We start from the raw sequence: 8,144 nt of genomic DNA, 5'->3' as shown, positions 1-8,144 counted from the left end.
TCATGAGGCTGGTGGGATTTTAGGAAGGCGCCGAATCGATTAACGTGACAGTGCCGTGGGAGGAAATTGTCGTGAAGTCGAAATTGTTGATTCCGGTCCTGGCATTGGGCGTCTTCGGAATCATCACGACCGAGATGGGGATCATCGGGGTTCTGCCCCAGATCTCCGAGAAGTTCGGCATCAGCACATCAAGTGCGGGATGGTTGGTCGGTGTATTCGCACTTGTCGTGGCAGTGACGGGTCCGTTCATGACGCTCGTCGCTTCGGGAATCAACAGGAAAACCGTTCTGCTGGTGGCGATTGCGGTGTTCGCGGTATCCAATCTGGTTTACGCGACGACATCGAGTTTCGAGATGATGTTCGCTTTCCGGATCATTCCCGCCGTCGCGCATCCGGTCTTCTTCGCGGTCGCACTTGCGAGTGCGGTTCGTCTGGTGCCACCTGAGAAGGCCGCCGCTGCGACGACGAAGGTGTTTGCCGGTGTCACAGTCGGATTCGCCTTCGGTGTGCCGTTGACGTCGTATCTGGCCGAGAACTTCTCGGTGTCGACGGCGTTGGTCTTCGGTGCCGGAATCAACGTTCTCGCGTTCGTCGGAATCATGGCGCTCCTGCCCTCGTCGCCGGTGACGCAACAGATGTCGTACGGTGCGCAGGTCGGGATCCTACGACGGCCGCGAGTGTGGTTGACGGTTATCTCGGTTACGTTCGTCTTTGCGGCCATGTTCTCGGTGTACGGCTATTTCGCCGAGTATCTCGGTGACGTGACGGGGATGAGTGGATCGTGGATCAGTGCGATGCTCTTGGTTTTCGGTGTTGTGATGATTTTCGGGAACTTCGTGTTCGGAGCGATGCTCGGGAAGAGCGTTGTACGAACGGTTGTAGCCTTCCCGGTTCTGTGCGTCGTGGTGTACGTGCTGATTTATCTCGTGGGTCCGCACTTCGTCCCGATGATTGTCGGTGTGTTGATCTGGGGATCACGGTGGGGACGATGGTCGGCGGTTGGTTTCTCGGACAACTGGGAACGCGTCAATTGGTTTGGGCCGGAGTGCTGTTCGCGGTACTCGGGCTGATGACAATCGCCACTCGGTTGGCGCTCGGAGGAGTCCACCGCGAAATCGGTGCCAGAGTTCCGGTGTAGGTCTTCGACAGTGGTTGCGCGAACGCGCCGCGTCTGTCGGTCGCCAGAATGTTAGGCCACCCGGGGGAATCTGCGAGCACAGAACGTGCCGGCTGACCTACCTTTTCCTGGAAACGGCAAATGCCCCAGCCTGGAGAGGTTGGGGGCTTCTGTCGTGCAACGGGTTTATACAGTCAGTCTGCTGGGCACCTAAGGCTTGCTGCGGTGAATCTGTGGGCAGATTCCGCCGCGCCTGACCCGCCCTCCGGCTGTCACTCGCCGGAGGGCGGGTCCTTCCCACTCATCCAGAGGGTGCAGCCGGACCGCACACGGTCGCCCGGCTGTTGCGCCTACACCAGACGCAGGTGAGTTTTCATGCTGGTGGTGGCGGCAAGAATCGCTACGATTATCCCGACAACTAACGCGGCGCGATGTGGGCTCCGAACCTCGGGTGTACCTGAGCCAAGGCGTGGGGCAGATGCCCATCTCGGGCTGTCGAACGATGTTCTTGAGACACCCAGTATCAGCGAGAACGGCGAGCCGAGCGCTGCAACGGCAGCGCCGGATCCTTTCCTCCGTAGGTCATCGACGATTGACATAGATGACTTCGATGGCGTTGTTGCCGTAGCCCAGCCGGTTCCACTGCGGAACGTCGGGTTGTACGTTTCCAGCGGCGTCGGTCGCTCTCGCTCTCAGGGTGTGTCGCCCGACGTTGTTCGTGTCCCAGGTGAAAGTCCATTCCTGCCAGTGGGGCTCCACGCGACGAAGTGGCTGCTCGGAGACCGTCGACTCAAGTAGGCCGACGATGTGAATCCCGGGACTATTTCAGGTGTCGGTACAGCGTTGTCCTGCCGACGCCGATGATTTCGGCGATGTCGGTCAGGTGCATGCCGTTCTCCCGCATCCGTTGTGCCTGAGTGAGTTTCGTCGGCGTGATCTTCGGTGGCCGGCCTCCTGTGCGGCGACGGGCTCGGGCTGCAGCGAGACCGACCTGAGTCCTCGACCGGATCAGGTTTAGTTCGAACTCTGCGAGGGCGCCGAAGATGACAAAGATCCTCGGTTTACGACAATCGGTCGGTGATTGGATTTGTGCAGGTCAGTTTTGTTCGGATGTGTCTAGAACCCCGTGGCGGAAATCTATGTCGGATTGCTGCGTGACATGGTGTTTCCGATGGTGATTGTAGAGGTCTCGGCATCGGTGCTCTCCGGGCTCTCAGAGAGGGTGATCTTCGCGACCGCTTTGTCGATACTTTGCGCCGTAGTTAATCTCGAACGCCTTGATCGCTGCTGGCCTCTACGAGCGCAAGCCGGCGACAAATTCTGCCGATGTGGAGGCGATAGCTGATGTTTGACCGAGCAGATGTACCGCTTAACCCTGAAACCCTGCCCGAAACTTCGCGCACTACGGGCCGATCGTCCCTGGCCGAACAACGACACGACAACAGCAAGATGCCGAGTTTCCTCCGTGGCTGAGTGGTTCTCCGTGCTGTCGAGGTCAACAAGAGTGCTCGGACCAGGTGACTTCACCTGGTCCGAGCACTTTTCGTGGCCTAGATCGGATCGGACTAGCTGGAACCGAACAGTCCGGCAAGCGAGCCGCCGGAGCCGCCGTCGCCTTGTGTCTCTACGGTGACGGTCTTGGTGATGGTGGTCGCGGCGCCGTTCACCGTGAGTTCGGCGGTCAGGGTTTGGTTGCCTGCGGTCGGCGTCCACGTGCAGGTGGCGGTGCCGTTCGCGTCGGCGGTGGCGGTGCAGACGGTCGCTGAGCCGTTCTTGACCGTAACGTGCGTACCGCCGTCGGCGCCGACGACCGAGATGGTCGCCGGGTTACCTGCGGTCAGTGAGGCCGGGTCAACGGTGATCACCGCGGTGCCGGTCGGGACAGGGGTGACGGTGACGGTGACCGGGGCCGAGACAGGGGACGTGCCGACAATATTGGTGGCGGTGGCGGTGACGGTCAGGGTTCCGGGGGTGGTGGGGACGATGTTGCAGTGGAAGGTGCCTGCTGCGTCGGCGGTGGCGGTGCAGGACTTGTCGCCTGCGGTGACCTTGACGGCGCTGCCGGCTTCGGCGTTGCCGGAGACGGTGACGGCGTTACCGGCGATGACGGAGTTCGGCGTGACCGCGAGGTTGGCCGGGGCCGCGGGTGTGATCGGGGCGGCGGCGACCGTACCGGTCTGTGCGGGGGAAATCGAGACCGCGTTTGTGGCGTCACCGAGGTACTTCGCGGTGATCGAGAAGGGGAGGCCGGCGTCGGCGCCGGTCGGGGTCCACCCGTAGACGGCGGTGCCGTTGATCGCGTTGCCGGTGCCCAGCACGCTGCCGTTGTTGGAGAACTCGACGGTACCTGTGGCGTTGTTCGAGACGGTCGCCGTCAGGGTGGAGGCCTTGTTCGCCTGCGGGGCGGGCGAGACCGCGACGGTGGTTTGGGTCGAGGTCTTCGAGACAGCGAGTGTGGGGCCGGCGTTGGCGGTTTCGGAGCCCAGGCCCTGGTTCGCGCTGATCCCCGCCCCCGTCATCAGGATTACGTCGCGGGCGCAGTTCGCGCCGACGGTGTAGTCAACCGAGTAGCTGATGTTGCGGTCGACGGCGCTGCGGATCCACGAACCGGTCATGCGCACGAATGTCGGATCGCCGGCATTGGTGCCGACACCCTTGCCGTTGACCCTCGACGAATCCGTGACGTAGGTCAGGCAGGCCGGGTGAATGTCCTTGAAGGCGCTGATCGTCGGGGCGAGACCACCGTTGAAGCGGATGTTGTTGGTGACGGTGATCGTCTCGCCCGGGGATGGGGTTGCGTTGCTGATCGTTCGGTTGAACGTCCACTGACCGGAGTCCGTCGACTGGTTCGCCGGGGCGGCGGAAGCCTCGGCGATACCGAACGTCGCGGTGATACCTGCCGCCAGCACTGCTGCACCGGCGCCGGCCGCCAGTCGTCGTAGATTCCTGTTTATCGACACTGTTGAACTCCTCACTCGAATGCCCCCGACCGTTAGCTGGACAAACGTTCAGCCTGGTCACGAATTCGGATCACGCTACTGCATCGATTCCGATGTGATCTGGCATTTGCTTGAAATTCACCCGAACGGCACGAGAAGGGGTTAGCCCCGCCGGGCCTCTGTAGTGGGCGTACGCAAGCTCGGATTGGTCACCAAGGTCACTGACACGATCGGCGCAGCGGGGTCATGTTCCGGGCCGGCACCGTTCCGTTCTCTCGCCGCTACCTGCGGGCTCAAATCCATTGCAGTGGTTGAAGTGCGGACCCTTTGCCGGTCCGCGCGCACGCCGAGAGCGGCTACGGCGCGGTGGTGAACATCGACGAGTGCGGCTCCATCGCCTGTGCCGAGCTTGAGCGTCAGAGCAACGCATTGGTCGGTGCGACTCGCCCGGCTGATCGTCAGCTAGATGATTCGTTGGGTGGCATGTTTGCGGCGCAGGGGATCCCCGTTGCTTGGCGGCGAGATCGGTCGCCACGTTCGCGCTACGGGGCTTTTCGGGCTGCCCAGCAGACGATGGCGATGGCGGCGAGGACGCAGCCGAGAACGGTGGCGGTTTCCACTGTTGTACCGAGCGATCCGTGTATTCGTTGTCGTCGGTTGTTGCGGTGTGATGGTGGGTGGTCTTGGGGGAGTGTTGGATTGTTGTTTCGAGGGCACTGTCACGTTAATCGATTCGGCGCCTTCCTAAAATCCCACCAGCCTCATGAGTCACACACGAGCAGGAGGTTTCCGAGCACGGATCGACTACAATCAGCGCTTGATTGCTTAACGTGACAGTGCCCGCGCAACCCCTGGCGGCGCAAGCGCCGGCCGATGGCTCCGACAAATTTTTTCGAAGACACTGGCAAGCTCGCAGAGAAATTTTCCCGGCCCAGAAGTGGCACTCCGGCCCCCTAGTGCCGACGCGATTCTCCTTTGCCAGAAGGCGAAAAAGATTGGCGGGGCATCCGGCCCGGCCACTTTCACCGCGCAAGGGGAACAACATGCAGAGCATCAGTTTGACCACCGCCACCGACGTATTGGCCGCAGTACCGGCACTTCTCGGATTCGTCCCCGCCGATTCGGTCGTGATGGTCGGCCTGATCGGCCACGAGGGAGAACCTGCGACAGTTGGATTCGTTGCCCGCACCGACGCGACCGCCCTCGCACCGACCGAACAATTCCGTCACGCGATCACCCAGGCAGCAGTCACCTCGGTGATCGATGTCCGGCGGTGTGAACCCGTGCGGGGATCAGTGCGTCGTTTGTACCGGGAAAGTGTGGGCGATGAGGGGAGTCGGCGCGGCCGACCCGGATGCGGGGCGATATCGAACTATCGGGCCGGATGTCCGTTATGTTGCTTTGTGGTGGTCGCCTCGTGTGGCCGCTGTGCATCCCACTCAGAGTGCGGACTGCACCACTTCGAAGGGCTACTGCCGTCGACATTCTCGAACGATCCCACCCCCACCCCCGCTCGCGGCGCTCCCGCGCCGTCGCGGTGCTCGGCGCCGGCGCTCTTGCTGTTGCCCTGTCCCTGACAGGTGCGGTCGGTCCCGCCGCCGCCGACACCGTTACCGACACGATCACGGTCGGCACGTATCCGTCATCGCTGGCGATCACCCCTGACGGCGGACGCGCGTACGTCACCAACCAGCTGAGCGATACGGTGTCGGTGATCAACACCGCCGACAACACTATCGTCGGCGCACCCATCGGGGTCGGCGGGAATCCGGTAGGGGTGGCGTTCACCCCCGACGGGTCCCGCGCCTACGTCACCAACAACAGTAGTTCGGTGTCGGTGATCGATGTTGCCACCAACGTAGTTGTCGGTGATCCCATCGCGGTCGGTAGCAATCCGTACGGGGTGGCGATTACTCCCGACGGGTCCCGCGCCTACGTCACCAATTACGGCGGTAGTTCGGTGTCGGTGATCGATGTCGCCACCAACGTAGTTGTCGGTGATCCCATCGCGGTCGGCTCAAAGCCGATCAGGGTGGCGATTACTCCCGACGGTTCCCGCGCCTATGTCACCAACAGTGGCGGTAGTTCGGTGTCGGTGATCGATATCGCCACCAACGTAGTTGTCGGCACACCCATCGTCGTCGGCGCGAGCCCGAACGGGGTGGCGATCACCCCCGACGGGTCCCGCGCCTACGTCACCAACAACAGCGGTAGTTCGGTGTCGGTGATCAACACCAGCGACAACACCGTCATCGGCACACCGATTCCGGTAGGCGGGAATCCATTGGGGGTGGCGATCACCCCCGACGGGTCCCGCGCTTACGTCACCAGCCAGGATGACAGCACGGTGTCGGTGATCGATGTCGCCACCAACGTAGTTGTCGGTGATCCCATCGGGGTCGGCCTGAATCCGGTCGGGGTGGCGATCACTCCCGACGGTGCCCGCGCCTACGTCGCCAACATTTTCGGTAGTTCGGTGTCGGTGATCGCGATCGAGGTGGCACCGACCCTGACCGGAACCCCGCCGGCTGGCGTTCTCGGCCAGCCCTACAGTCACGCCTTCACTGTCACCGGACAACCGACCCCCGTGGCGGTCACTCTCACTGCCGGCACGCTGCCTCTCGGTCTGGAACTCTCCGAGGATGGGGTTCTATCCGGAACACCCACCGAGGCAGGGTCGTTCGCAGTCACCTTCACGGCTTCCAACGGCATCGGCACCCCCGCCACCCTCGACGCCACCCTCATAGTCACCGCAGCCCCGGAGCCGCCCTCGACCGGATCACTCGGATCGTTGGAGGGCTTCGGGTCCTGACCGCGAGGTCGTCAACCCGGTAGATGCCACCCGCACCAGAAACGTGGCCGCTCACCCCATTTCCGGGGTGGACGGCCACGTTTTCTGTATTCGGGCAGGGAAATCAGTGGCGGGCCGCGATGTCGTCACTGACCCATTCGCCGAGTCCGGCCAGATCATCGACCACTTCCGGAGCCTTAAACGAGCACTTGGTATCGGTGCAGCGTTTGTATCCGGCCCGCTTCCGCCAGGCATTGAATACCGCCGACAAGACCCTCGAACGTATCGTCACCCAGCACGGTCAGCTCACCCGCCGCGGCGCCGCGATCACCACCGAACAAGAACGTCGCCGCGGCCTCACAACCGAGCAAGCAGCAACCGAAGCTACTCAACGCAGCCGCGCCGACAGCGAAAAGGGTGCGGCCAGTCCGCAGGTACGCGAACGGAACAACCGCGCCATGATGCTCGCCCGCCAACGCGAACAACCGAGCAGCAGAAGCAACGCGACCGCGGAATGGAACGCTGACCGGGGACCACGGTGGCCACGAGAAACGAGAGCCCGTTTCGATCTGCGGAGCGCATCCCGAGACTCTCCATCGCCGGTATCGGCAGTCTCGTTCGAGAGATAGCGCAGCGTTCCCTGACACGGCCCGCATCGACCGAAAATGCCTGTTCAACCCACAAAATTCGGTGTTCTGCGCCCGCTTATGTGCGTAGTGGCCGCTTCGGGCCATACATGCTTGTCGTCGACGGTGGCCTAAAGCGGCCAACAATCGAATTGGGTATTCGTGGCCTGTTGTCCGTTATGTTTCTTTGTGGTGGTTGCCTTTTGTGGCCACTGCGCACCCCCGCCGGGGGTGCGGACTGCACCTTTCGAAGGGCACACCACCATCACCACCATCGAACGGCCACACGCACCCAAGCGTTGGACCCGTACCGCCGCGGTACTCGGCGCCGGCGCGCTTGCCGCCGCCATGACCCTCGGTGTCGGGAGCGCATCCGCCGACACCGTCGACCCCGCACCGATCCCCATCGGCTCGGCACCGCTAGGAGTGGCAATCACTCCCGACGGCAGCCGCGCTTACGTCACCAACTGGGGTGCCGGGACAGTATCGGTCATCAACACCACCGACAACACCGTCACCGCCACCGTTGCGGTCGGCATCCTTCCGCAGGAGGTGGCGATCACCCCCAACGGCGCCCGTGCTTACGTCACCAACCGGGGCAGCAACTCGGTGTCGGTGCTCGACACCACCGACAACACCGTCACCGCGACCATCGGGGTCGGCAGTGGTCC

At 62.8% G+C, this 8,144-nt stretch carries 6 protein-coding genes and 2 pseudogenes; 5 read left to right on the top strand and 3 right to left on the bottom strand.

Features of this window, described 5'->3' with window-relative positions; translation table 11 throughout:
* Nucleotides 1-71: 71 nt before the first annotated feature.
* The gene (locus QM600_RS28080) at nt 72-1,070 is read left to right on the top strand and encodes an MFS transporter (RefSeq protein ID WP_283265030.1); all 999 of its coding nucleotides are present in this window, start codon (nt 72-74) and stop codon (nt 1,068-1,070) included.
* A 418-nt stretch (nt 1,071-1,488) separates the two neighbouring features.
* On the opposite strand, the pseudogene QM600_RS28075 reads toward QM600_RS28080, so the two are convergent.
* From QM600_RS28075 to QM600_RS28065, 3 genes and pseudogenes are all read right to left on the bottom strand, one after another.
* Nucleotides 1,489-1,680: pseudogene (locus tag QM600_RS28075) on the bottom strand (amino acid permease); the annotation flags it as partial.
* A 257-nt stretch (nt 1,681-1,937) separates the two neighbouring features.
* On the bottom strand, nt 1,938-2,021 hold the full coding sequence (locus QM600_RS30055) for a helix-turn-helix domain-containing protein (protein ID WP_502943128.1): 84 nt from the start codon (nt 2,019-2,021) through the stop codon (nt 1,938-1,940).
* Between the two features lie 661 nt (nt 2,022-2,682).
* On the bottom strand, nt 2,683-4,077 hold the full coding sequence (locus QM600_RS28065; protein ID WP_283265029.1) for an Ig-like domain repeat protein: 1,395 nt from the start codon (nt 4,075-4,077) through the stop codon (nt 2,683-2,685).
* 1,022 nt (nt 4,078-5,099) lie between these two features.
* On the opposite strand from QM600_RS28065, the pseudogene QM600_RS28060 reads away from it, so the two are divergent.
* From QM600_RS28060 to QM600_RS28045, 4 genes and pseudogenes are all read left to right on the top strand, one after another.
* Nucleotides 5,100-5,315: pseudogene (locus QM600_RS28060) on the top strand (DUF4192 family protein); the annotation flags it as partial.
* Between the two features lie 125 nt (nt 5,316-5,440).
* On the top strand, nt 5,441-6,868 hold the full coding sequence (locus QM600_RS28055) for a beta-propeller fold lactonase family protein (RefSeq protein WP_283265028.1): 1,428 nt from the start codon (nt 5,441-5,443) through the stop codon (nt 6,866-6,868).
* A 119-nt stretch (nt 6,869-6,987) separates the two neighbouring features.
* Nucleotides 6,988-7,476, top strand: coding sequence for a hypothetical protein (locus tag QM600_RS28050; protein ID WP_283265027.1), 489 nt, complete (start codon nt 6,988-6,990; stop codon nt 7,474-7,476).
* 228 nt (nt 7,477-7,704) lie between these two features.
* Nucleotides 7,705-8,144, top strand: a 440-nt coding sequence (locus QM600_RS28045) for a YncE family protein (RefSeq protein WP_283265026.1), incomplete at its 3' end; no start/stop codon positions are given.

The sequence above is a fragment of the Rhodococcus sp. IEGM 1379 genome (genome assembly GCF_030056815.1).
Lineage (GTDB): Bacteria > Actinomycetota > Actinomycetes > Mycobacteriales > Mycobacteriaceae > Rhodococcus_F.
This window is presented reverse-complemented; position numbering and strand designations above follow the sequence as displayed.